General features: G+C 72.2%; 21 protein-coding genes. 6 read left to right on the forward strand and 15 right to left on the reverse strand.

Annotated features, from left to right (window positions below; translation table 11 throughout):
* Positions 1–341 precede the first annotated feature (341 nt).
* The gene (locus J4G33_RS09795; RefSeq protein ID WP_208055780.1) at positions 342–1,124 is read left to right on the forward strand and encodes a DUF899 domain-containing protein; all 783 of its coding nucleotides are present in this window, start codon (positions 342–344) and stop codon (positions 1,122–1,124) included.
* A 26-nt stretch (positions 1,125–1,150) separates the two neighbouring features.
* On the opposite strand, the gene J4G33_RS09800 is transcribed toward J4G33_RS09795, so the two are convergent.
* Positions 1,151–1,315 (reverse strand): hypothetical protein, encoded by a 165-nt coding sequence (locus J4G33_RS09800; protein WP_208055781.1) that lies wholly within the window; start codon positions 1,313–1,315, stop codon positions 1,151–1,153.
* Positions 1,316–1,618: 303 nt separating this feature from the next.
* On the opposite strand from J4G33_RS09800, the gene J4G33_RS09805 reads away from it, so the two are divergent.
* Complete coding sequence (locus tag J4G33_RS09805; RefSeq protein ID WP_208055782.1) at positions 1,619–3,652, forward strand: Rv1352/Rv1906c domain-containing protein; 2,034 nt, start codon at positions 1,619–1,621, stop codon at positions 3,650–3,652.
* 10 nt (positions 3,653–3,662) lie between these two features.
* On the opposite strand, the gene J4G33_RS09810 is transcribed toward J4G33_RS09805, so the two are convergent.
* From J4G33_RS09810 to J4G33_RS17805, 3 genes are all read right to left on the reverse strand, one after another.
* Positions 3,663–4,181, reverse strand: a complete 519-nt coding sequence (locus J4G33_RS09810) for an anthrone oxygenase family protein (protein WP_208055783.1) — start codon at positions 4,179–4,181, stop codon at positions 3,663–3,665.
* 344 nt (positions 4,182–4,525) lie between these two features.
* The gene (locus tag J4G33_RS09815) at positions 4,526–5,278 is read right to left on the reverse strand and encodes an Atu4866 domain-containing protein (protein ID WP_208055784.1); all 753 of its coding nucleotides are present in this window, start codon (positions 5,276–5,278) and stop codon (positions 4,526–4,528) included.
* Positions 5,279–5,459: 181 nt separating this feature from the next.
* The gene (locus J4G33_RS17805) at positions 5,460–6,587 is read right to left on the reverse strand and encodes a helix-turn-helix transcriptional regulator (RefSeq protein ID WP_208055785.1); all 1,128 of its coding nucleotides are present in this window, start codon (positions 6,585–6,587) and stop codon (positions 5,460–5,462) included.
* Positions 6,588–6,695: 108 nt separating this feature from the next.
* On the opposite strand from J4G33_RS17805, the gene J4G33_RS09825 reads away from it, so the two are divergent.
* Positions 6,696–7,328, forward strand: coding sequence for an NAD(P)-dependent oxidoreductase (locus J4G33_RS09825; RefSeq protein ID WP_208055786.1), 633 nt, complete (start codon positions 6,696–6,698; stop codon positions 7,326–7,328).
* Positions 7,329–7,457: 129 nt separating this feature from the next.
* Entirely contained in the window at positions 7,458–8,945 is a 1,488-nt protein-coding gene (locus J4G33_RS09830) for a gluconokinase (RefSeq protein WP_208055787.1), read from the forward strand.
* 118 nt (positions 8,946–9,063) lie between these two features.
* Here J4G33_RS09830 and J4G33_RS09835 read toward each other — a convergent pair whose 3' ends face one another.
* The 5 genes from J4G33_RS09835 to J4G33_RS09855 all read right to left on the reverse strand — a co-directional run bounded on the left by J4G33_RS09835 (position 9,064) and on the right by J4G33_RS09855 (position 15,442).
* Positions 9,064–10,188, reverse strand: coding sequence for a substrate-binding domain-containing protein (locus tag J4G33_RS09835; RefSeq protein WP_208055788.1), 1,125 nt, complete (start codon positions 10,186–10,188; stop codon positions 9,064–9,066).
* Positions 10,189–10,314: 126 nt separating this feature from the next.
* A complete protein-coding gene (mmsB, locus tag J4G33_RS09840) occupies positions 10,315–11,601 on the reverse strand; it encodes a multiple monosaccharide ABC transporter permease (RefSeq protein ID WP_208055789.1) in 1,287 nt (428 codons plus the stop codon).
* A gap of 24 nt (positions 11,602–11,625) precedes the next feature.
* Positions 11,626–13,173: a multiple monosaccharide ABC transporter ATP-binding protein gene (mmsA, locus tag J4G33_RS09845; protein ID WP_208055790.1), complete on the reverse strand. Its 1,548-nt coding sequence runs from the start codon at positions 13,171–13,173 to the stop codon at positions 11,626–11,628.
* Between the two features lie 248 nt (positions 13,174–13,421).
* Complete coding sequence (locus J4G33_RS09850; protein ID WP_208055914.1) at positions 13,422–14,207, reverse strand: ATP-binding cassette domain-containing protein; 786 nt, start codon at positions 14,205–14,207, stop codon at positions 13,422–13,424.
* Between the two features lie 47 nt (positions 14,208–14,254).
* Positions 14,255–15,442 (reverse strand): ROK family protein, encoded by a 1,188-nt coding sequence (locus J4G33_RS09855; RefSeq protein ID WP_208055791.1) that lies wholly within the window; start codon positions 15,440–15,442, stop codon positions 14,255–14,257.
* A 182-nt stretch (positions 15,443–15,624) separates the two neighbouring features.
* Here J4G33_RS09855 and J4G33_RS09860 point away from each other — a divergent pair, with 182 nt between their 5' ends.
* Complete coding sequence (locus J4G33_RS09860) at positions 15,625–16,518, forward strand: aldo/keto reductase (protein WP_208055792.1); 894 nt, start codon at positions 15,625–15,627, stop codon at positions 16,516–16,518.
* Between the two features lie 75 nt (positions 16,519–16,593).
* Here J4G33_RS09860 and J4G33_RS09865 read toward each other — a convergent pair whose 3' ends face one another.
* The 3 genes from J4G33_RS09865 to J4G33_RS09875 all read right to left on the reverse strand — a co-directional run bounded on the left by J4G33_RS09865 (position 16,594) and on the right by J4G33_RS09875 (position 18,292).
* Complete coding sequence (locus J4G33_RS09865; protein WP_208055793.1) at positions 16,594–17,343, reverse strand: hypothetical protein; 750 nt, start codon at positions 17,341–17,343, stop codon at positions 16,594–16,596.
* Positions 17,344–17,382: 39 nt separating this feature from the next.
* A complete protein-coding gene (locus J4G33_RS09870) occupies positions 17,383–17,643 on the reverse strand; it encodes a PspC domain-containing protein (RefSeq protein WP_208055794.1) in 261 nt (86 codons plus the stop codon).
* A 223-nt stretch (positions 17,644–17,866) separates the two neighbouring features.
* On the reverse strand, positions 17,867–18,292 hold the full coding sequence (locus J4G33_RS09875) for an LbetaH domain-containing protein (protein WP_208055795.1): 426 nt from the start codon (positions 18,290–18,292) through the stop codon (positions 17,867–17,869).
* 143 nt (positions 18,293–18,435) lie between these two features.
* Between J4G33_RS09875 and J4G33_RS17810 the strand changes: the two genes are divergently transcribed.
* Positions 18,436–19,566, forward strand: coding sequence for a glycosyltransferase family 4 protein (locus tag J4G33_RS17810; protein ID WP_208055796.1), 1,131 nt, complete (start codon positions 18,436–18,438; stop codon positions 19,564–19,566).
* Positions 19,567–19,612: 46 nt separating this feature from the next.
* Here the strand turns inward: J4G33_RS17810 and J4G33_RS09885 are convergent, their stop codons facing one another.
* The 3 genes from J4G33_RS09885 to J4G33_RS09895 are packed head-to-tail and all read right to left on the reverse strand — an operon-like array spanning position 19,613 to position 23,314.
* Positions 19,613–21,256, reverse strand: a complete 1,644-nt coding sequence (locus J4G33_RS09885; protein ID WP_208055797.1) for a CYTH and CHAD domain-containing protein — start codon at positions 21,254–21,256, stop codon at positions 19,613–19,615.
* Positions 21,257–21,308: 52 nt separating this feature from the next.
* Positions 21,309–22,244, reverse strand: coding sequence for a carbohydrate ABC transporter permease (locus J4G33_RS09890; RefSeq protein WP_208055798.1), 936 nt, complete (start codon positions 22,242–22,244; stop codon positions 21,309–21,311).
* A complete protein-coding gene (locus J4G33_RS09895) occupies positions 22,241–23,314 on the reverse strand; it encodes a carbohydrate ABC transporter permease (protein WP_243758903.1) in 1,074 nt (357 codons plus the stop codon). Before J4G33_RS09895 ends, J4G33_RS09890 begins: the two co-directional genes overlap by 4 nt.
* Between the last annotated feature and the right edge of the window lie 4 nt (positions 23,315–23,318).

Raw genomic sequence — 23,318 nt, forward strand, 5'->3', positions numbered from 1 at the left:
CGCGCAGAGGGTCCTGCGCGGTGACGTCCTGGGTGATCACAGGCGGAGGCGCTCCTGCTCGATGTGGTCCGGTGGTGGCGTGATGGTGGCACGCCACGGTGAACAGCAGGTGACCGTCCGCCCTCCGCCCGGCGCCCGACCTCCCCGCTGCGGCCCCCTCCCCCTGTCGAGGTCGCACACCTGCACCGAGGACGCACCTGCGCATGGACGACCTGGGTGCACATGTGCGACGTGGCCAGGGCCGTGGCGGACGCCGATGAGTTCCGACCGGTGTGCCGGTCTACCTGGGGAGCGGACGACGGCCCGCGACGCCACCGGCGTGCACCACCACGGAGGGCACCATGACGACCACACCCATCAGCACGTCCACCGCACGTCCCGGCCGACCACCCGTCGTCGACCTCGCCGCCTGGCAGGCCGCCCGCGACGAGCTGCTCGTGCGGGAGAAGGCGCACACCCGCGCGGGCGACGCCCTGGCGGCGGAGCGACGTCGACTGCCGATGGTCGAGTTCGACGGGTCCGTCGAGGTCGTCGGGCCGGACGGGCCGGTGCCGTTCCTCGCGCTGTTCGAGGGACGCGAGGAGCTCGTCGTCTACAAGCACATGTGGCACGACGGCGCCCCGCACCAGGGCCAGTGCGAGGGGTGCACCCTCTGGGCCTGGCACCTCAAGGACGCCGTCTACCTCAACGCCCGGGGCGTCTCCTTCGCCATCCTGACGACGGGGCCGTGGGAGGAGGTCGCGCCCTTCGTCGAGTTCATGGGGTACACGCAACCCTGGTACTCGGTGCGCGGCGCCCCGGCCCCGGTCGGCGACGATATGGGCTCGATCGCCTGCTACCTGCGCGACGGCGACCGCACCTTCCTCACCTACGCGACCACCGGGCGAGGCGTCGAAGGTGCCGCCGGGTCCTTCGCCCTGCTCGACCTCACGCCGTACGGCCGCGGCGAGGCCTGGGAGGACACCCCCGACGGTTGGCCCGAGGGCCGCGGGCAGTGCTGGTACTGGCGGTCCGACGCCGAGGGGAACGCCGGCTGGTCCGAGAGGAGCCGCCCCGTGCCGCAGTGGACCCGCGCCGGCGCGACGCCCGTCGACACCCTCGGTCGGGTCGGGGAGCACCACTGACGCGGCAGGGGTCGGGGGCCGGGCGCTCAGCTGGCGTCGTCGGGCGGGAGCATCACAGCGCGGGCGCGGAGCTGCTCGACGTCGAGCCCGCCGGCCTTCCAGCGGAAGGTCGCCCGCAACCGCTCGCGCGTGCCGATCAGGTGCTCGACCTCCGTGCCGGCGAGCGGCGGCTCCCGCAGCGGATCGGTCATGGCGCTCTCCCTGCGTCAGGCGCGGCGGCTGATGGGTCGGAGGCTACGCCGGGGTGTGACAGGTGTCTCCAGCCTGCTCCACCTCCACCGGCCGCCACGGCGGGCCGGCCCGCCCAGCTCGCACGCCTGCCACCCGACCGCGCCTCGGGGTGGGGCACCGCTGGGCCGTTCGGGTGCTCTCGATCGGATTCGTCACCGAATCGGCCACGTGGACGCGTCGTCCGCCAATACTCTGCATCGTCGGTCATGGCGACGGGGGGACCGCTCCCGGCCTGGGGGCCGCTGAGCATGATCGGACACGCGATGACGAACACCCTGAGGTCCAGCGTCCTCACCTCCTCCGGCAGGGCCAGGCGGCGCAGCTCGGCGCTCGGTGCGCTGCTCACGACCGCCCTCGCTCTCACCGCCTCGGTCGCGCTGGTGGCGCCGGCCCAGGGCACCGACGGTGGGTTGCCCCCCGTCGAGGAGGCCGATGCCGGTGAGGGAGCCGACACCGGCGAGCCGGACCCGATCGTCGTCGTCGCGCCGGAGACTGCCGCGATCGAGGGCGACGTGCAGGTCGGCGCCACCGTGCAGGTCACGACGGGCGAGTGGACCCCCGCCGACGTCGAGCTCACCTACACGTGGTCCGCCGACGACGTCGTGCTCCCGGACGAGACCGGCGCCGAGCTCGCCCTGACGGCGGACCACCTCGGCACCGAGCTCACCGCCACGGTCACCGGCGCCCTGGGCGATGCGGCCGACTCCGTGACCGCCACCGCCGGGCCCGTGCTCGCGGGGGACCTCGATCCCGCCCCGACGCCGACGATCTCCGGCGCGGTGCGCGTCGACGCCGAGGTCACGGCCCTCCCCGGGACCTGGGACCCGGAGGCATCCCTCTCCTACCAGTGGCAGATCAGTGGTCAGCCCGTCACGGGCGCGACCGGTTCGACCTACACGCCGACCACCGCCGACAAGGGGCAGACGCTGACCGTCGCGGTGACCGGTACGCGCTACGGCTACACCAGCGTGACCACCGTGAGCGAGGGCGCCGTCGTCGGCGCCGGGACGTTCCCCTCCTCCCCGACACCGACGATCTCCGGCACGGTCCGGGTCGGCTCCGCCCTCCAGGCGGTCCCCGGCACCTGGTCCCCCGACGCGACCCTCACGTACCAGTGGCGGACCGACGGCAAGAGCATCAGCGGCGCGACCGGGTCCACCTACACGCCCCAGGCCGCCGACAAGGGCCGGACCCTCAGCGTCGTCGTCACCGGGAGCCGTGAGGGCTACGCGACGACGAAGCGTGCGAGTGCGGGCACGGTCGTGGCTGCCGGGCGGTTCACGACGGTCCCGACACCGAAGATCTCCGGCACCCCCCACGTCGGCTCGACCCTCAAGGCCACCGCAGGCACTTGGTCGCCGGGAGCCCAGCTGACCTACCAGTGGAAGCGCGACGGCAGGTCCATCAGCGGAGCGAACCGCAGCACCTATCGGCTCACCGCGAGCGACCACGCCCGGCGGATCACGGTGACCGTGACCGGCAAGCGCAGCGGCTATGCGGCGGCGTCCAGCACCAGCTCCGCCACCGGGCTCGTCGCGAAGCCGTTCCCCCGGACCGTCGCCCCGACGATCTCCGGGACCGCACGGGTGGGGAGCACGCTCAAGGCCACGGTCGGGACGTGGAGCCCGGCAGCGAGCCTGACCTACCAGTGGCGCCGGGACGGCGTGAGCATCCCGGGTGCGACCCGGCCGAGCTACACCCTGGTGGGCGCCGACTACGGCAAGACGATCACCGTCAAGGTCACCGGCGCGCGGTCCACGTACATCACCGCCTCCCGGTTGAGCACGGCGACCGCCAAGGTCGGCAAGCCCGCTCCGACCCTCACGAAGAACGGCGCGTACCGCGTCGGCATCGACATCAAGGCCGGCACGTACATCGCCAACCCGAGCGACTACTGCTACTGGGAGCGTCGCGACCGGCCTGGGACGTCCTTGGCGGGGGTCATCAGCAACGAGTTCACCGAGCACCAGACCATCGTCACGATCCGCGCGAGCGACAAGTACTTCGTGACCGACGGCTGCGGGTCCTGGACCAGGTTGGTGGCCCTCGGCGCGGCACGCACCACCTTCAAGGACGGGTCGTGGGCGGTCGGCTCGCAGATCAAGCCTGGTCTCTACACCGCCCCCGGCGGCCGCGAGGGCTGCTACTGGGAGCGTCGATCGTCCTTCTCCGGTGAGTTCAGCGCAGTCCTCGAGAACAACCTCACCTTCGGCGGCAGGACCTCCGTCCGGATCTACCCCGGCGACGCCGGCTTCCTCACCGACGGCTGCGGGACCTGGACCCGGCAGTCGAGCTAGGCCCACCCGCTCACCCCCCGCCCGCGAGCGCCACCACGACGAGGAGGGCGAAGGCCGCCGCTGAGGACGCGGTCCTGACGAGGTTCCAGCCGCGCCAGGTGCGGTCGAAGTCGGCACGCCGGGTGGCCACCTCCGCCTCGCTCATGGTGTCGAGGTCGACGCCGCGCAGGCTGTTGTTGAAGGGCAGGATCGTCGTGAGGGTCGGCACCAGGAAGCCCAGGTTGTAGACGGCCGCCGCGGTGACCGCGAGGGTCCGTGTGGTGGTCGAGAAGTGCGGCCAGCCGAGGATCGCCGCGGCGACGGTCAGGACCGCGGCGCCGCCGAGGGCCGCTCCGAAAGCCGGCTGCCCGTCGATGGACGGCGGGTCGGGCTGCAGCCGTCGGTCGATGGCCTGGAAGCTCTGGAGGGTGGACCGCGGGTCCATGTCCCTGAGCCCGGGCACGATCAGCGTGGTGAACGTGAAGAACACGCCCGCGGCCAGCCCGACGGCGAGCACCGCGACGGCGAGGACGATCTGGTGGAGCTCCATGGTCGGATCCGTTCGTGGGACTCGCCGTCGACGCGGTGACGAGGTCCGCCCGCGTGGAGGAGGCCCGTGCGGGCTTGGTCCGAGCCAAGTGCACCGCGGTGAGCCGGTCCATGCCTGATCGGCTCCGTTCCTTGCCCCAGCGTCCACACCACCCAGCGCCCCCCCTGTCCACCCACCCACCCCTCACCGGGCCGTCCTGGCGGGCCTGCCCCTCCCCCGCCGAGGTCGCACATCCGCAGTCAGGACGCACATGCACGGGTGCGACGTGGGTGCAGAAGTGCGACCTCGGCGGGGGCTCGCGTGGGGTGGGGGGACGGGGGCGCAGGGGGTGGGGTTGGGGTGGGTCAGGTGCGGTGGAAGCGGAAGTCGACGTGGTGGAGCACCCCGTCGCGGAACCTGCCGTAGGCCCAGAAGCCCAGGTCGTCGCGGTAGACGATGTGGTCGCCTGCGATCCAGAACGCGCCGTCGTAGGCGTGGGCGCGGCCGCCTCGGGCCTCGGCGTACCTGCCGTCGGGGGTGAGGTCCTGGACGACGTCGGCCGCCGGGTCCGTCCACCTCCCCAGGTGCGGGCTGTCGACCGTCCGGGCCGCGGCCCCCCGCCTCCCCCCGCGAGCCCGTCCGCCGTCCCGTCCCGCCTCCCCGGTGAGAACGCCGTCGACGACCAGCGCCGCAGCCTGGTGCGGGTACCAGACGACCGACTCGAGCGGCCGCTCCGTCCCCTGACCGCGCAGCACCACGAAGGTCGCCGCGCTCCCCGGCCCCACCGTGCCGAGCCGCTCCTCCCCTGCTCCCCCACCCTCGCCCTGCTCACCGTCGCTGACCTGCACCCCTGCCCCTACCCCGGCCCCCGCCGCGGGCAGCACCGACATCCCGGCGCAGTCGACGACGGCGGCGCGCGGGGTCCTCGAGGCGAGGCCCGGCCCGACGCCGGTCACCCTCCCGTCCTGGACGACGACGTCGGCCCTCGCCAGGTCACCGACCGCGGGGTCGAGGCTGCGCACGGTCGCGCCCGCGAGCACCATCGGCGTGCCGGGCCGGTCGATCACCGCCCCGAGCTCCTGCTCGAAGGTGGCAGAACCGCGACGACTGACGGGCATGGGTCCTCCAGAGGGCGACGGGCGGCGGGTCCCGGGCGCGGGACGTGCCGCGAGTCCTCCGAGTCTGAACCCCGCGCCCGCACCGAACCAGGCCCCACGACACCCGGCCCCATGACACCCGGCCCTGCCACACCCAGGCACCTCTGCCCCCGGAGCCCGACGGCGCCGGGCGCCCCCACCCTCAGGCCGGTCCCCCACGCAGCGGCAGGCCGGTCGCCATCCGTCGCTCGTTGTCGCGGAACCGCGGCTCGTAGTGCGCGAAGAACACCGTGGCGACCAGCTCGCGGCGGCTGCGCACGTCGGTCTTGTCGAACACGCGCTTGAGGTGCTGCTGCACGGTGTGCGGGGACAGGACGAGCTCCTGGGCGATGGCCGCGGTGGAGGCACCCCGAAGCACCAGGCTGGTGACCTCCTGCTCGCGGGCCGTGAGCTGGTAGGCCGCCATGAGCAGCGGCGAGATGCGGTCGGGGGTGGCGGGCTCGACGATCACCGCGACGCGTCGGCTGCCTCGGTCCACGAGCACCGTCCCGTGCAGCACCACCCACACCCCGCTGCGGGCCCGGACCCGGGAGACGACCACCCCGCCCGGCGCCGAGGGCTCTGCGGCCGCCCGGGCGCGAGCCGCCACGGCGAGGACGGCTGAGGGCATCCGCCCCTGGTCGACGTCGCCGTCGGGCAGCTCGCGCAACCATGCCTCCACGCCGGGGGTGGTGGAGCTGACCTCCCAGTGCTCGTCGAGGATCACCAGACCGGGGGCGTCGGGGTGCTCCGGGGCGGTCGCCTCCCCGAGGAGGAGGGCCCGCCGGGCACCCTCGGCGAGGTGCGGTGAGATCGCCTGGAGGAACCTCGTGTCCCGCTCGTCGAACAACGGGCTGCCGGGCTCGCGGTACAGGCCCACCGCGCCCCAGACGTCACCCGACCCGGTGCGCAGCCGGCTGATCACCTCCTGGTCCCCGCCGAGGGTCATGTTGAAGTGCCACCGCGGGCTGCTCTCCGGTCGCCCGCCCGTCGCCTCGTGCAGGGTGGAGACGCCCGACGACGAGGTCGCGACGTCGGCGATCCGGTTGACGTCCTGGCCGCAGTACTCGGCGACGAGCCACTCGTCGGGCATCCGGTCCAGGCCCTCGTGGACGTGGCTGGTGACCAGCAACGAGGCGGGGTCGACGGTGAACCAGCACGGCGTCCAGTAGTGCGGCACGACCGTGGCGAGCACCTCGGTGCACCCGCGCCACAGGCTCACGAGGTCGGTGGGCTCACGCACCAGCCTCGCCACCCGGTCGAGCGCCCGCTCGTGGGCATCGATGGCCACCCGTCCACGGTAGGCCTGCCGACCGCGACGCGGAATACCAGCTTTCTGGGATACCCCCGAGAGGGAGGCGCTCCTAGCGTCGGGGGGACCACGAGGGAGGCGGTCGAGATGAGACTCGCAGTGTTCGGCGCGACAGGGATGGTCGGCTCGTCGGTGGTCGAGCGAGCCCTCGCCGAGGGCCACGAGGTGCGCGCTCTGGTGCGCGACCGACGACGGCGCTCGGGTCGGCTCCCGGACGCGGTCCACGCGGTCCTCGGCGATGCCCGAGACGCCGAGGCGGTGCACGAGACGGTGGTCGGCACGGAGGCGGTGCTGTCCAGCCTCGGCGGCTTCCAGGACCCGGAGAGCATGAGCATCGGCACGGGCCACATCATCACCGCGATGCGCGACCAGGGGATCCGCCGGCTGGTGGTGATGCAGGGCTACCACCTCGACATGCCGGGCGACCCGCACAACCTCGGCAAGGCGGTCATCCTCCCGATGCTCTGGGTGGGCAACCGCAGGCTGCTGCCTGCCTCCCGGGCGATGGCCGCGACCCTGCAGGCCAGCGGCCTGGACTGGACCCTGGTGCGCAGCCCGCGGGTGACCGCCGGAGCCCGGACCGGGCAGGTGCGGACAGGGCACCTGCGCCTGAGCCCGGTCAACCACGTGCGCGTCGGCGACCTCGCCGAGGTCATGCTGGGATGCCTGACCGACCCGACGACGGTCGGCACGGCGCCGATGGTCAGCGCCGCCCGTTGACCGGGGCGCACGTGGGCGGTCCCGCCCGCACCTCGCCCTCGGGCGCGGACCCGTCCCGGTCGGGCGCTGCCCCCGCGCCCTGGCTAGGGTCAGGAAGGTCCCACGCCCCGGCCGAACAGGACGTCACCGATGACCACCCCTCTCGAGGACGTCGCCCTGAGCGACGCGCTGGACCCGCTCGTGCTGGCGATCGACGTCGGGTCGACGGCGAGCCGCGGCGGTGTCTACGACGCGACGGGTCGACCTGTTGCCGGCCTCAGGCACAAGGTGCGCCACGCCTTCACCGTCGCCCCGGACGGCACCTCCGAGATCGACCCCGACCAGGTCACCGCCGAGGTCGTGGAGATCATCGACGCGGTCACCGAGGAGGGCTCCCTGGGTACCCGGATCGCGGGCGTGGCCATGGACACCTTCGCGGCCTCCCTCATCGCGGTCGACGCGGACGGTCGGCCGCTGACCGCCTGCCTGACGTACGCCGACTCGCGGTGCGCGCAGGACGTGACGGCCCTGCGGGCCGAGCTGGACGAGCCCGCGGTGCACGAACGCACGGGCACCCGGATCCACACCAGCTACCACGCGCCCCGGCTGCGGTGGCTGGCCCGGTCCGCCCCGCAGACCTTCGCCGCCGCGGCCGGCTGGTGGTCCCTCGGTGAGTACGTGTACCGGCAGCTCATCGGGGTCGACGCCGCAGGCACCTCCACCGCCGCGTGGACCGGGCTGCTGGACCGCCGCACGGGCGAGCTCGACGCGGAGCTGCTCGAGGCCGTCGGCGTGCGCGCCGAGCAGTTCTCGCCGATCCACGACCTCGCCGACACGGTGCTGCCGGCGGTCGCGCCGCGGTGGCCCGCCCTGGCCGAGGCCCGCTGGTTCCCCGTCATCACCGACGGCTTCGCGAGCAACGTCGGTGCCGGTGCGACCGACCCGACCACCATGGCCGCGGCGACAGCGACGAGCGGCGCGCTCCGGGTCCTGCTCCCCCACGCCGCGCACCCCGTGCCCCTGGGCCTGTGGAACTACCGGGTGGACGGGGACCGGACGCTCCTGGGCGGGGCGCTGAACGACGTCGGGCGGGCCTTCGCCTGGGCGACCAGCACCTTCCGGCTCGAGGAGGACCTCGACCCCCTGCTGACCGCGCCGCCGTCGACCGCCACGCCCCTGGTGCTGCCGTACCTGACGGGCGAGCGCGCCCCCCACTGGGCCGGGGACGCCCAGGCCACCATCACCGGGGTCACCGCCGCGACGGACAGCGCGGCCATGCTCCGTGGGACGGTCGAGGGCATCGCGATCACCTACGCCCGGGTGGTCGCCGAGCTCGGCCCCGCGGCGCCCGAGGCGGTGCGGATGACGGCGTCGGGCCGGGTCAGCAACGACCACCCGGACTGGCTGCAGATCCTCGCCGACGTGCTGGGCCGTCCCGTCACCCACGTGACCCTCAAGCGGTCGACCCTGCGCGGCACCGCTCTCCTGGCCCTCGACGTGCTCGCGCCGGACGCGCTCCGGGCCCCGCGACCGACCGGCACCACCTACGAGCCTGACGGTGGCCGTGCCGACTACTACGCGGACCGCCAGCGCCGCTTCGCCGAGATGTACGACGCCGTCGTCGGCCCTGGGGCGTAGCGGCGCGGCAGAGGCTGGAGGGTCGGCCGGCGAGGGGTGAGGGGGGCGTGGGACGCCGAGGGGGTGGAGCCACGGACGGGCCCCACCCCCTCGGCGTCCGGCGCTGGGCTGTCGGTGGTCAGCCCTCGGTCAGCGGCCCGAGCGTCGCGTCGTCCGCGTAGACCTCGGCGGCGTTCTCCTGCGTGACGATCTGCGGGTCCAGCAGGTAGGAGGGGACGACCTTCACACCGTTGTCGTAGGACTCGGTGTCGTTGATCTCCGGCTCCTGACCCTGCTGGAGCAGCTCGATCTCCTTGATCGTCTGGGCGACGAGCTGGCGGGTGTCCTTGTAGATCGTCGAGTACTGCTCACCGGCGACGATCGACTTGACCGACTCCACCTCGGAGTCCTGGCCGGTGACGACCGGGGTCTCCTTGCTGGCCTGGGCGACGGCGGTCAGAGCCGCACGCCCCAGCGTGTCGTTCGGGGACAGGATGCCGTGCAGCTCGGTCTCGGTGTAGGTGCCGGACAGGATGGTGTCCATCCGCTTCTGGGCGTTCTCCGCCTTCCAGCCCTGGGTGGCGACCTGCTCGAAGGTGTCCTGGCCGGAGACCACCGTCAGCGTGCCGTCGTCGATCTTCGGCTGCAGCACGCTCATCGCGCCCTCGAAGAAGGGGGTGGAGTTGGCGTCGTCGGGCGAGCCGGCGATGAGCTCGATGTTGTACGGCCCCTCGCCCATGCGCTCCTCGAGGCCCTGGAGCAGCGCCTCGCCCTGCAGCACGCCGACCTCGTAGTTGTCGAAGGCCACGTACATGTCCACCGCGTCGGTGTTCTTGACCAGGCGGTCGTAGGCGATGACCTGAGCCCCGGACTGCACCGCCGCCTCGAGCTGGGTGCCCAGCTGCGAACCGTCGATCGCGCCGACGACGATGACCTCCGCGCCCTGCTCGACCATCGCCTGGATCTGGTTCTGCTGCTCGGTGACCCCGCTGTTCGCGAACTGGACGATCGGGTCGAAGCCCGCCTCCTCCAGGCCCTCGATGAACAGCTGCTCCGCGAGCACCCAGTTCTCGGAGGTCTTCTGCGGCAGGGCCACACCGATCGTCGCGTCCTCGGCGAAGCCGGCGGTCTGCTCGGTGGAACCTCCCGGCTCCTCCTCGCTGCCGCCGCTGCTGCCGCCGTCCCGCTCGGAGGCGCCGCACCCGGTGAGGGCGAGCACCCCGGCCGTCCCCGCTGCGAGCATCGCCGCTGTCATCTTCTTCATGGATCGTCCCCATCTGTCAGGCACCCGTCATTGGGTGCGAGGTAGCTGCCCGCCGGGGAGTCGGCGGGCGTCAGGTGTCGAGCCGGGGGACCCCGGCGGGCTGGAGGGGTGGGGCAGCGAGCGAGGTCAGCGACGGGCGAGCGTGTCCGCCTTGGAGCCCTTGACCGGGCCCGCCTCGGGGCCGTCCGGACCGCCGGGGATCTCGCTCTGACGTCGCGAGCGCATCAGCAGCCCGATGATCGAGGGCTTGCCCTGGACCTTGTTGTAGACGTCGAAGGCCACGGCGGCGAGGAGCACCAGGCCCTTGATCATCTGGGTGCTGTCCGAGCCGACGCCCATCAGCTGCAGCCCGTTGTTGAGCACCGCCATGACGAGCCCACCGATGAGGGACCCGATCACGGTGCCGACGCCGCCGGAGACCGCCGCCCCGCCGATGAAGACCGCCGCGATGGCGTCGAGCTCCCACATCGTGCCGTCGAAGGGGCCTGAGGCGGTGGACCGCCCGACGAAGACGATGCCTGCGAGCGCCGCGAGGATCGACATGTTCATCATGACGAGGAAGTTCGTCCGACGGATGTTGACCCCGGACAACGAGGCCGCGATCTTGTTGCCGCCGACGGCGTACACGTGCCGACCGGTGATGGTGCGGGTCGAGACGAACCCGTACACCAGCACCAGGACCACGAGGATCACCCCCGACACGGGGAAGGACGTACCCACCCGCCCGCTGCCGAAGAGGAACGTCGCGGCGGCGATCACCGCGACCAGCGGGCCGAGGCGTGCGATCGACACCCACGGCGCGATCGACTCCCCACCCAGGCGCTGCGCCGACTGCCGGCGCCGCACCTCGGCGTGGACGACGGCGGCGACGGCGAGGAGTCCCAGGAGCAGGGTGGAGTTGTTCAGGCCCGTGCTCGGCCCCCACTCGGGCAGGTAGCCAGCCCCCAGGAACTGGATCTCTGCGGGGACGGGCACGGTGTTGGACTTGCCGATGTACTGGTTCGCACCGCGGAAGAGCATCATCCCCGCGAGGGTCGTGATGAACCCGGGGATCCCCACGTAGGCGACCCAGAACCCCTGCCAGGCACCGATCACGGCGCCGACGGCGAGGCCGAGCACGATGCCGAGCCACCACGGGATCCCCCAGTCCCGGATCGCCAGGGCGACGATGATGCCGACCACGGCCGCGACCGAGCCGACCGACAGGTCGATGTGCCCGGCGATGATGACCAGGACCATGCCGATGGCCAGGATCAGCACGTACGAGTTGCCGTTGATGATGTTCTGCACGTTCGTCGGGGTCAGGACCTTGCCGCCGGTCGCGACGTGGAACACGATGATCAGCGCGACGAGCGCGAAGACCATGCCGAACTGGCGGGCTCCGCCGCCGAACACCTCTTTGAGTGACGTCATCGTCTCGGTTCGTCCTTTGAACGGTCAGTGGGTGGGTGCCGGGCTGGTGCCGGTCATCAAACGCATGAGGCTCTCCTGGGTCGCCTCGGACCTGTCGAGCTCTCCGGTGATCCGGCCTTCGAAGATCGTGTAGATCCGGTCGCACAGGCCCAGCAGCTCGGGGAGCTCGGAGGAGATCACCACGACCCCCTTGCCCGCGTCGGCGAGCCGGTGCACCAGACCGTAGATCTCGTACTTCGCTCCGACGTCGACGCCGCGGGTGGGCTCGTCGAGGATGAGCAGGTCCGGTTCGGAGAACATCCACTTGCCCAGGAGCACCTTCTGCTGGTTGCCCCCGGACAGCTTCGCCACACCCTCGCGCACCGACGGCGTCTTGATGTTCAGCGAGGTGCGGTAGCCCTCGGCCGCGCGCACCGCGGCCTCGGGGTCCAGCACGCGGTAGCGCGTGATCCGGCGCAGGTCGGAGGCCACGATCGTGTCGGCGATGGTGTCCAGGAGGTTCAGGCCCTGGACCTTCCGGTCCTCGGGGACGTAGGCGACCTTGTGGTCGATCGCCTGCTGCACGGTGCGCAGGGTGACCGGCGTGCCGTCGATGGTGATCTGGCCCGCGAGGTGGCGGCCGTAGGACCTGCCGAAGATCGATCGGGCGAGCTCGGTCCGCCCGGCGCCCATGATCCCGGCGAACCCGACGATCTCTCCGCGCCGGACGTGGAAGCTCGAGCTCTTGCAGACCAGGCGTCCGGGGACCTGCGGGTGCTCGACGGTCCAGCCACTGACCTCGAAGAAGGTCTCCCCGATGGTGGGGGTGTGGTCGGGGAACCGCGCCTCCAGGGAGCGGCCCACCATCCCGCGGATGATCCGGTCCTCGTCGATGCCACCCCCGGCGGCGCTGAGGGTCTCGACGGTGCGGCCGTCGCGCAGGACGGTGATGGAGTCGGCGATCGCGGCGATCTCGTTGAGCTTGTGCGAGATCATGATGCTGGTCAGGCCCTTGGTGCGCAGCCCCCGCAGCAGGTCCAGCAGGTGCTCGGAGTCCTCCTCGTTGAGCGCGGAGGTGGGCTCGTCGAGGATGAGCAGCCGCACGTTCTTGGACAGGGCACGGGCGATCTCCACGAGCTGCTGCTGGCCCACGCCGAGGTTCTTGATCTGCTCGTCGGGTGAGGCGGTCAGGCCCACGCGGGCGATCAGCTCGGTGGCCCGACGACGGGCCGCGCCCCAGTCGATGCCGACGGTGCCGGTCGGCTCGTTGCCGAGGAAGAGGTTCTCGGTGATCGACAGCTCGGGGATGAGCGCGAGCTCCTGGTGGATGATGACGATGCCGGCGCGCTCGCTGGCCTTGATGTCCTTGAAGCGGACCTCCTCGCCCTGGTAGACGACCTGCCCCTCGTACGTGCCGGCCGGGTAGACCCCGGAGAGGATCTTCATCAGGGTCGACTTCCCGGCGCCGTTCTCGCCGCAGATGGCGTGGATCTCACCGACCTGCACCGTCATCGAGACCTCGTCGAGGGCCCGGACGCCGGGGAAGGTCTTGGTGATCGACCTCATCTCGAGGGCGACGGGTGTGTCCGTCATGGTCTCCGCTCTCCGTGCCGCGCTGCACTGCTGGCGTCGTCGCCAGCCTCAGGTGAACCGCGACCGACACTAGGGACCGCCACACCTTGCGGTCAACCTCCGAAGCCAAGGCTCTCAGCGGCGTTACTTGATCGTGACCAGCCGTGCGGAAGGCTGGCCCTTCTGGCGGTCCCGGCACCTTGTCGCCGGATGCTCCCTGGGAGGAAACGGGCATTGACCACGACTAGTGAAGCCAAGCCCCGATGGGGTCAGCGGCGCGCCCAGCTCGGCATGGCCACCCGTGTCGCCCCGGCGATCGCGGCGATGATCTCCTCGGGGGCGGCCGTGGCGGCGTCGAAGGACCCGGCGTTGCGACCGTGGCGGAGCACCTCGATCCGGTCAGCCACCGACCGCAGGTCCGCCAGGTTGTGGCTGATGAGGATGACGCCGAGCCCCATCGCCCGCAGCCGTTCGACGAGCATGAGGACCTCGGCCGTCTGCACGACCGACAACGCGGCCGTCGGCTCGTCGAGCACGAGGATGCGCGGGCGGGTGGTGAGCGTCCGCGCGATCGCGACGGCCTGCCGCTGACCGGCAGACAGGTCCCGCACCGGCGCGAGGACGGACGGGACGCCCACCGTGAGGTCGCGCAGGATCTTCGTGGACTCGAGCTCCATGCGAGCCAGGTCCATCGGCCCGCTCGCGGACACCCGCAGCTCGCGGCCGAGGAAGATGTTGGCCGCCACGCTGAGGTTCTCGCACAGGGCGAGGTCCTGGAAGACCGTGGAGACCCCCAGGGCGTGGGCTGCCGCCGGGGACCCGATGGTCACCGGCTCGCCGGCGATCCTGACCTGCCCGCTGTCGGGCTGGAGCACCCCCGAGACGATCTTGGCCAGCGTCGACTTCCCGGCCCCGTTGTCCCCCACGAGCGCGACGACCTCGCCCGCGTGCACGTCGAGATCGACCCCGATGAGGGCCTCGACCGCGCCGAACCGCTTGGTCACCTGACGGACGGCCAGCACCGGCTGGCGCGTCCCTGCGTTCTCGCCGGTCATCCTGGCCTCCTCGTCGAGCGCCATCGTCCAGTCGCCCTGGTGGGTGGTCATCCGGGCACCCGGTCGCGGTCGGGGTGATCGACCCGGTGCGTCAGCAGGGTCGTGCCCTCGAGGGCCAGGAGCACCGCACCCATGACCTCCGCCCGGGCCCCGAGCTCTGCACCGACCACCTCGAGCGGCGCGATGTGGTTGAGCGGCACGCGTCGTCGGATCGCCTCACGCAGCGGGGCGAGCAGGGTCTCCCCTGTCTCGGCGAGCTCGCCGCCGACCACCACGCACTGGGGGTTCACGCTGATCGCCAACGCCGCGACCACGCCCCCGATCGTCGCCCCGGCGTCCTCGACCACCTGCCGGCAGCCCGGGTCCCCCTCGGAGGCCAGGGTGACGATGTCCCGCAGTGACAGCGGCCCGCGGCTGGCCCGGAGCACGTCGATCAGCGCGGGCACCCCCACCACCGTGTTGAGGCATCCTCGGCTCCCGCACAGGCAGACCGCCCCGCTCGCGTCGACCTGGACGTGGCCGATCTCCCCGGCGGTCCCGGCGAAGCCGCGGTGCAGCTGGTGCCCGAGCACGACGCCCGCGCCGGTCCCGTGCGAGACCCGCACGTAGACCGAGTCCTGGAAGTGGCGCGCGGCGCCCAGCCGGCTCTCGGCGAGGGCGCCGAGGTTGGCGTCGTTGTCCACGAAGACCGGGACACCCAGGCGCCGGGACATGACCTCACCGACGGGGACGTCGTCCCAGCCGCGCAGGATGCCGGGGACGGAGATGGTGCCGGTGGCGACGTCCACGGGGGCCGGGACGCCGATGCCGATGCCCAGCAGCTCCTCGGGCGAGGAGCCGACCCGCTCGAGGAGCTCGACGATGAGCAGGGCCGCGCGGTCCAGGCTCGTGTCGGCCCGGTGCTCGTGGGGCAGGGGCAGGGTCTGCTCGACGAGGACCTCCTGCGCGGAGTCCGCGAGGGTCATGGCCATGTGCCGCGTGCCGATCCGCACGCCGACGACCAGCCCTGTGCGGTGCAGCACCGTGACCAGCAGCGCCCGCCGTCCGTTGCGCACGGTGGTCCGCACGTCCACCGCCCCGGCGCCCTGCAGCTCGCGCACGATGCTCGAGACGGTGGCGGCCGAGAGGCTCGTCGCGGCCGCGAGCTCGACCTGCGTCAGACCGCCGTACCGCCGGATGGTGTCCAGGACGGTGGCGCGGTTGGCCTCGCGAAGAGCAGTCTGCGAACCAGCCATCGCGGCCAGCCTCCTGTCTCTCCCCAGCGAGTCCCCTGCTGGACGAAGGCTACCCGCGGTCCACGCACCGTGGCCGATCCTGTGCCCCCGAGGTGCTCGCCCGACCTGCTGCGGACCCGTCCGGGTGCGATGCTGGGCAGAGTCGGCCCGGACGGCGGGCCACCCCGATGCGGAGGTCCACCGTGCAGCACCGCAAGCTCGGCCCCTACACCGTCTCCGCGATCGGCCTGGGCGCGATGCCGCTGTCGATGAACCAGAAGAAGGAGTACCCGGAGCCTGCCGAGGCGATCGCCACGATCCACGCCGCGCTGGACGCGGGCGTCACGCTGATCGACACCGCAGACATCTACGCCCCCTCCTGGGACGCGGTGGGGCACAACGAGCGACTCGTGGGCGAGGCCGTGCGGTCCTGGGGCGGGGACACCTCCCAGCTCCTCGTCACCACCAAGGGCGGCATCACCCGCGGCGACGGGGAGACCTGGGGACGGGACGGCTCGCTCGGGCACCTGCGCTCCGCGGTCGAGGCCTCGCTGCGTGCCCTGCAGGTCGAGACCATCGACCTGTACCAGTACCACCGGCCTGACCGGACCATGGTCTACGCCGACATCATGGAGAACCTCGCCGAGCTCAAGCGCTCGGGCAAGGTCCGCGAGGTCGGCATCTCCAACGCGAGCGTCGAGGAGATCGAGATCGCCCGCGAGGTCCTGGGCGACGGGGGCCTCGTGAGCGTGCAGAACGAGTTCTCCCCGCGCCACCCGGGCAGCTACGACGAGCTCCGCTACTGCGAGGAGCACGGGATCGCGTTCCTGCCGTGGAGCCCTCTCGGTGGCACGGGCGGTGGGGCGCAGGCGGTCGGCGAGCGGTTCGCGGTGTTCGCCGAGATCGGCGAGCGCCACGGGGTGAGCCCCCAGCAGGTGGTGCTGGCGTGGGAGCTGGCCCTCAGCGAGGCGCTCATCGCCATCCCCGGCTCCCGACGCGCGACCTCCATCACCGACTCCGCCGCCGCGGCAGACCTGACCCTCGACGCCGACGAGGTGGACCGCTGCTCGCAGGCCGTCAACCTGCCGGTGGGCTGACCCCGCTCAGTCTGCCCACCTGTCTTCCCACCCCAGCCCCAGCTCAGGTCGCACATCTGCATCGAGAACGCACGATCACCGGTGCGACCTCGGTGCAGATGTGCGACCTCGGCGAGGGGGCGGGGCCCCGGGGGACCCCGGGGCCTCCCGCCAGCCGAGGGCCCCCGCGAGGACGGCCAGCCCGGCGGCGATCAGCACGTGCCAGACGGCGTGCCCGAACCACCACTGGCTCTCGGGGTCGCACAGCGGCCACCCCGGGCTGGAGAGGATCTCGATGACCCCGCCGGTGGCGAGCAGGGCTGTGCTCGTCAGGATCGTCCGCCGCAACGCCGGCCGACGCCAGGCCCGGTCCAGGCTGATGATCACGGTGACTGCCGCCACGACGCCCTGGGTCAGGTCCCCCGCGGTCGGCCAGAGGTGGATGACCGGCGCGATCGCGACCGTGGGCAGCACCCACCACCACCACTCCCGCGCGCGCCCGGCGAGGTCGGCGACGGCGTCCGCGGTGATGAGCAGCAGGGCGGCGAGCAGCGGCAGGTCGTGCGCGAGGTCAGCCCAGGCGGGGTTCGGCCCGTGCTGCACCACCGACCCCAGCCCGATCCCCGCGACCAGCACGGCGTAGGCGGTCGACGGCGGTTCGACGATCCCTCCCGCGACCGGCGCACCCAGGGCGCGTCGCCGTCGTCGGGCCATGACGACCACCACCACGCCGGCGAGGACGAACGCGAGGCTCGACCAGGTCGAGACGGGCTCGCGCAGGAATCCCTCGGCGAGGGGCTCGCAACCCGGGCCGACCTCGTCGACCGGGAGGGGTGACGTTCCCACGCCTCTGACGATAGGCGCCGCGGCGGGCGCGTGCGCGGCCTACGGGGCCGGCGTCGACGGGGCGGCGGGCGCGGGCGCCGGCGCCCACACGGAGCGCTCGTCCGGCATGAAGATCCACAGGATCGGGTAGATGAGGATCGGGGATCCTGGCACCACGAAGAGGATGAGGATGAAGAGCCACCGCACGCTCCACGGGGTCATGCCCCAGCGGCGGCCGAGCCCGGCGCACACGCCTCCGAGGATCCTGTCCTGGTGGGGCCGGTAGTAGCCCTCGGCGTACAAGCTGTCCTGGATGCCCACGTGACTGTTCCCTTCTGGTCCGCTGCTCGCGGGGGGTGTCCGCTCGGGGTGAGGAGCGGCGCCCGCGTCCTGCGGGCATGGCACCAGCCTCGTCTCACGGGGGTGCCTGACACATCGGGGAGGCACCTGAGGAGTCCCTGATCCCTGATCGGCGGGAAGGGCGCGCACCTCAGGGGCCGCTCAGGGGTCGCCGTCGGGCGCCACGGGCCGCCCCGAGGCCTACCTACGCGGCGCGGTCCCGCCTGACCGCGGCGGGCACGGAGCCTGTGGTGGGTGCCACGTCCTGGTCCTCGGGGATCCTGGTGTCCGGCTCGAGGGCGACGTCCGCCGCGACATGGGCGCGCGCGCCGATCTCGGTCCGGTCGCCGACCCACGCCCCCGCGCCGACGACGGCGTCACGGCCGACGTGGACGTCGCGCCCGAGCCGGGCCTGCTCGCCCACGACGGCTCCCTCCTCGACCCAGCCGTAGGACCCGATGCGCGCACCAGCCAGGACGCGGGCCCCGGGGTCGACCCACGTCTCGCGGCCGAGCGTCGCGTCCTCGGCGACCTCCGCCCTGACGGCGACGACGCCCCCGGTGTCCCGACGCCGGTACCGGACCCGGCGGCCCGCCGCGTCCTCGAACTCCTCGTATCGATTCAGTCTCATCGTGTCTGGTTCAACGAGTCCCGCCGAGAGGATGTTCCAGCGTGCACGCCGACATCGCCGCACCCCCCAGGGTTCACGCGGAGGTCTCCTCCCTGTCTCCGGGGGCACACCCTCAGTGAAGATCACCTTGATGGGGTTCGAGCGTGAAGATCGCCGTCGTCTCCGAGACGTTCCTTCCTTCGATCAACGGAGTCACCGGGTCGGTGCAGCAGGTGCTCCGCCACCTGAGCCGGACCAGTCACGAGGCGCGGGTCTTCGCGCTGGGTGACCCACCCCCGGAGTGCGAGGGGTTCGACGTGGTGAACCTCCCGTCGGTCGGCCTGCCCGGCCACCGCCACGTGCGCGTCCCGGTGCCCGTGCCGGCGGTCGCCTCGGGCTCGTTGCACCGCCGGCTCGCGGAGTTCCGCCCCGACGTCCTGCACCTGGCGTCTCCGTTCACCCTCGGCGGGCCGGTGATGCGGGTCGCCGGGTCGCTCGGCATCCCCGTCGTCGCCATCTACCAGACCGACGTCGCGGGGTTCTTCCGCCGGTACGGGCTCACCGCCGCGTCGACCTCGGCGTGGCGGCACATCCGGTCCGTGCACGGGCGCGCCCAGCTCACCCTCGCGCCGTCACCGACCTCCGCCCAGGAGCTCGTGAGCCACGACATCCCTCGCGTCGAGGTGTGGCCGCGCGGGGTCGACACCGCCGCCTTCTCCCCCACCCACCGCGACGCCGACCTGCGGGCCAGGTTCAGCCCGGACGGTGAGGTGGTCGTCGGCTTCGTCGGCAGGCTCGCGGCCGAGAAGCAGGTCGAGGACCTCGCCGTCCTGTCGGACCTGCCCGGGGTGCAGCTGGTCGTCATCGGCGACGGGCCTGAGCGCGAGCGCCTCGAGCGGCGGCTGCCCGGGGCGCACTTCACCGGATCGCTCTCGGGCCTGGCCCTCTCACGGGCCGTCGCCAGCCTCGACGTCATGGTGCACACCGGCCCGTTCGAGACCTTCTGCCAGGCCGCCCAGGAGGCGATGGCGAGCGGGGTGCCCGTGGTGGCGGTCGGCGCGGGTGGCCTGCGCGACCTCGTCGACCACAGCCGGACCGGCTGGCTCTACCCCCAGGGGGACCTCGCCGCCTTGCGCGCGCGGGTGGTCGACCTGGTGGGTGACCAGGCCAAGCGCGTCGCCATGGGGGTCGCCGCCCATCAGGCGGTGCGGGCGCGGACCTGGCCCGTGGTCTGCGACCGGCTGCTGCGGCACTACGAGCAGGCTGCGTCCGTGGCCGCGGTGCGGGGAGCCTGAGCACTGGCGCGACCGTCGCGCGCGACGGCCTCGCGGCGGTGCAGGCTCAGCGCAGCCAGGCGCGCAGCTTCTTCTTGCGCGCCGCGGCCCAGGCCTCGCCGACGAGCTCGCCCGAGCGCTGCGCCCTCGCCTCCTCGAGCGCGTGGAGACGCCCGTAGGTGAAGGCCGTGCCGGGCTGCTCGGTACCGGAGGCGAGCTCGCGGAGCCGGGCACGGGTGGCCACCGCATCCAGGTGGTCGCCGAGCGCCTCCTGGACCTCCTCCATGGCTGCCGCGAACCGTCGCGCGTCCTTGCCGAACACCGACGCCACCGACTCGGCCGAGTAGCGCGCCTTCTTGGCCGCCTTGCGGGCGCGGTGGAGCTGCGTCTCGCGCTCGGCCTCGTCACGCGCCGTGTGCGCGGCTCGCATGGCGGCGCCGACCCTCGCGTCGCTCTTCGCGACGAGTCCCGGCAGGACCTTCTGCGCCGAGCGCCCGGCACGGTCCGTGAGCGGCGGGTGCTCGACGAGGGCTCGGAGCGCGTCGAGCAGGGCCCGGTACCGGTCGCTGCTCAGCTGGGCCACCACGTCGTCGTGCGCTGCCCGGTAGGCGCTGTCGAGCTCACCGTCCACGCCCTCGGCGACGGCGGGGTCGAGGCGCGCGTCGGGACGTTCCTCGTCGACGGCCGCGCCGATGCGGGCTCGCATCACCTCGGCGTCGCGGGCCTCCCCGAGGACGCGGGCCAGCCACCTCAGCTCCGTGCCCAGCGGCTTCGTGACCTTCCGGTCGAGGAGGGGCCCTAACGTGGTGAGGGCGCTGCGCAGCCTTCTGGTGGCGACGCGCATCGCGTGCACGGAGCCCTCGGCATCCAGGCGCACGGGCATGTCCTGCGCGCGGATCGTGTCGACCTGGGCACCGATGTAGGCGAGCGCGACCTCCCCCGCCCGGGCCTTCTCGCCCGAGGCTGCCTTCTTGCCCGAGGCTGCCTTCGTGCGCGCTGCCACCTTCGTCGTCGAGGCCTTGCGCGCCGTGGTGCCGCCCGCAGCGCGTAGCGACCCGCGGCCGAGCGCCCGGGCCAGCTTCGAGGTGGTCCTGGCCGGGACCAGGCCGCTCGCCCGGAGCACGGGGTCGAGGGAGTCCAGCAGGCTGGTCGGGCCGTCGACGAGCTCGACCTCGATCTCGCGCCAGGACGTCGCGGGCGGGCTCTCTCCCGAGCCCGACGACGGCACGGGGCGGGTGGTGACCAGGTCGTCAGCGACCTCGACGGCGAGATTCCTGGCCTCGTCGACCAGGTGCCGCACCGTCCGGTCGGTGTCGATCTTCACGACGGGGACCAGCTCTCGCCCGTCGGTCACCGCGTAGAGCATCGCGACGAGGCGAGCCGGGACGGTGGTGGCGCCGCGTCCCAGCGGGAGCCGGATCTCGGAGCGCGAGCCGTCGGCCATCGGGACCTTGAGGTGCCAGCCCGCATCCGAGCCACCGGTGCGCCGCCGCAGGGTCAGCCCGGCCGCGGCGAGGTGGAAGTCCGCGGTGTCGAAGTAGGTGGCGCGGAGGCGCTGCCGTTCCACGCCCTCCTCGGCCCAGGACGACTCCTCCGAGCTCGGCGCCTTCGTGCCGCGGGGCACGGACCCGAACAGCTCGACCAGGTCCGGCAGCTGGAGCTCCGCGACCACCTCGTACTTGGTCTCGACCTCACGATGCACCTCTGCCATCAGCGCATCCTATGGCGTGAGGTGATCATCGGCTCTGTCCCTCTCCTCGCCGTCACCCCTTCACGGCCCCGGCCATCACCCCCGAGACCAGCTGCTTCCCGACGACGACGAAGACGACCAGCAGCGGCAGGGCGATGAGGAGCACGCCGGACATGACGAGCGCGTGGTCGGCGGTGAACGCGCCGCGCAGCTGCGGGATGACGAGCGGCAGGGTCATCTGGGAGCGCAGCACCACCGACGGCCAGAAGAAGTTGTTCCACGACCCGACGAAGGTGAACAGGGCCAGCGTCGCCGCGGCGGGCCGGGCTGCGGGCATCGCGATGGACCAGAACGTGCGGAACATCGAGGCACCGTCCACGCGCGCTGCCTCGATGAGCTCGTAGGGCAGCGCCTCGGAGAGGTACTGGGTCATCCAGAACACACCGAAGGCGACCACGAGGTTCGGCACGACCAGGGCGGTCAGCGAGTCGATCCAGCCGAAGGTGTTCATCATGATGAACATCGGGATGGTGCCCAGCTGCATCGGGATCGCCATGGTCGCGATGATGAAGACGTACAGCGCGGTGCGGCCCCGGAAGTTCAGCTTCGCGAACGAGAACCCGGCCAGGGTCGAGAAGAACACCGTCGACGCGGAGACGAGCACCGCGACGAGCAGCGAGTTCCCGAAGGACATCCAGAACTCGATCTGGTGGTGGCTGACGATGTCGCCCAGGTTGTGCAGGAGCTGCACGCCAGGCACCAGCCGTGGGATGGGCGACTGCGCGATCTCCAGCCGGGTCGAGGAGCCCAGCAGCGCCGTGTAGTAGAGCGGGAACACGGACACCATGACGACGATGCTCAGGAACACGTAGGTCGGCCACGCGGGACGTCGGTTGGCCGGGTTGTGCGACTGGGTGCCGAGCTTGATGGGCCTGCCCTGGGCCGCCCTCTTCTGGGCGTACTTCTTGGCGCCCTTGCCGGAGATGTTCTCGATCAGTGCGGTGCTCATCGCTCGGTGTCTTCCTGTGCGGAGGAGAGGGCGTCCGGGTGACCGCTGCGGCTGGTCGTGCCGACCAGGGTCGGCACCCCGGCGTCCCGTGCGGCGCGCGAGGAGGCCTCGGCCCTGGCCCTGGCCTCGGCGATCAGGCGACGCGTGGTGGCGGGCGGGACCTTCGAGCGCGTCGACCTGCTCGAGGCGATCGATCTGGTGAGGGCGAAGTTGATGAGCGTGAACGCGATGATCACGAGCGCGAAGAGCCAGGCGACAGCCGCGGCCTGCCCCAGGCGGTCGGCCCAGTCACCGAACCCCAGGTTGAACAGGTACAGCACCGTGGTGAGCCACTCGTTGTTCGACCCACCGGTGCCGGTGCCGTCGTACATGCGCGCCTCGTCGAAGATCTGCAGGCCACCGATGGTCATGGTGAGCACCACGAAGATCATGGTCGCGCGGATGTTCGGGATGGTGATCGAGAAGAACTGCCGCAGGCGCCCCCCGCCGTCGATCGTGGCGGCCTCGTAGAGCTCCCGGGGCACGGCTTGCATCGCCGCGAGGAAGATCAGCGCGTTGTAGCCGGTCCAGCGGAAGTTCACCATGGTGGCGATCGCGACGTGGGAGAGCAGCCGATCCTGGTAGAACGGCGAGCTCACGTCGGTGAACAGCCCGAGCTCCTGGATCACCGGCGTCACCAGGCCGAACTGGCCGAAGATCTGCGCGAAGATCAACGCCGTCGCCACAGGCATGACGACGAAGGGCACCAGCACGCTCATCCGCCAGAACGTCTTGGTGCGGAGGTTCTGGTCGAGGAACGCCGCGATCGCGAGGGCGAAGACCAGCTGCGGGCCGATCGACAGCAGGAAGATCGAGAAGGTGTTCTGCAGCGAGGTCCAGAAGGCCGGCTGCTCGAGCACCCACCGGAAGTTGTCCAGGCCCACGTACTCGCCCTGACCGAGCCGGCGGTGCCAGGAGTGCATCGCGACGACGACGTTGAAGGCGATCGGGAAGATGCCGAAGATCGCGAAGCTGATGAAGAAGGGAGAGATGTAGAGGTAGGGCGAGACCTTGACGTCCCACCTCGACATCCTG

Source organism: Actinotalea soli (assembly GCF_017565425.1).
Classification (GTDB): Bacteria; Actinomycetota; Actinomycetes; order Actinomycetales; family Cellulomonadaceae; genus Actinotalea; species Actinotalea soli.

Excerpts from the sequence above, each read along its gene's own strand:
- J4G33_RS09795 (WP_208055780.1), top strand. The coding sequence starts at position 342 with ATGACGACCACACCCATCAGCACGTCCACCGCACGTCCCGGCCGACCA.
- J4G33_RS09800 (WP_208055781.1), bottom strand. The coding sequence starts at position 1,315 with ATGACCGATCCGCTGCGGGAGCCGCCGCTCGCCGGCACGGAGGTCGAG.
- J4G33_RS09805 (WP_208055782.1), top strand. The coding sequence starts at position 1,619 with ATGACGAACACCCTGAGGTCCAGCGTCCTCACCTCCTCCGGCAGGGCC.
- J4G33_RS09810 (WP_208055783.1), bottom strand. The coding sequence starts at position 4,181 with ATGGAGCTCCACCAGATCGTCCTCGCCGTCGCGGTGCTCGCCGTCGGG.
- J4G33_RS09815 (WP_208055784.1), bottom strand. The coding sequence starts at position 5,278 with ATGCCCGTCAGTCGTCGCGGTTCTGCCACCTTCGAGCAGGAGCTCGGG.
- J4G33_RS09825 (WP_208055786.1), top strand. The coding sequence starts at position 6,696 with ATGAGACTCGCAGTGTTCGGCGCGACAGGGATGGTCGGCTCGTCGGTG.
- J4G33_RS09830 (WP_208055787.1), top strand. The coding sequence starts at position 7,458 with ATGACCACCCCTCTCGAGGACGTCGCCCTGAGCGACGCGCTGGACCCG.
- J4G33_RS09835 (WP_208055788.1), bottom strand. The coding sequence starts at position 10,188 with ATGAAGAAGATGACAGCGGCGATGCTCGCAGCGGGGACGGCCGGGGTG.
- mmsB (WP_208055789.1), bottom strand. The coding sequence starts at position 11,601 with ATGACGTCACTCAAAGAGGTGTTCGGCGGCGGAGCCCGCCAGTTCGGC.
- mmsA (WP_208055790.1), bottom strand. The coding sequence starts at position 13,173 with ATGACGGACACACCCGTCGCCCTCGAGATGAGGTCGATCACCAAGACC.
- J4G33_RS09850 (WP_208055914.1), bottom strand. The coding sequence starts at position 14,207 with ATGACCGGCGAGAACGCAGGGACGCGCCAGCCGGTGCTGGCCGTCCGT.
- J4G33_RS09855 (WP_208055791.1), bottom strand. The coding sequence starts at position 15,442 with ATGGCTGGTTCGCAGACTGCTCTTCGCGAGGCCAACCGCGCCACCGTC.
- J4G33_RS09875 (WP_208055795.1), bottom strand. The coding sequence starts at position 18,292 with ATGAGACTGAATCGATACGAGGAGTTCGAGGACGCGGCGGGCCGCCGG.
- J4G33_RS09885 (WP_208055797.1), bottom strand. The coding sequence starts at position 21,256 with ATGGCAGAGGTGCATCGTGAGGTCGAGACCAAGTACGAGGTGGTCGCG.
- J4G33_RS09890 (WP_208055798.1), bottom strand. The coding sequence starts at position 22,244 with ATGAGCACCGCACTGATCGAGAACATCTCCGGCAAGGGCGCCAAGAAG.
- J4G33_RS09895 (WP_243758903.1), bottom strand. The coding sequence starts at position 23,314 with ATGTCGAGGTGGGACGTCAAGGTCTCGCCCTACCTCTACATCTCTCCC.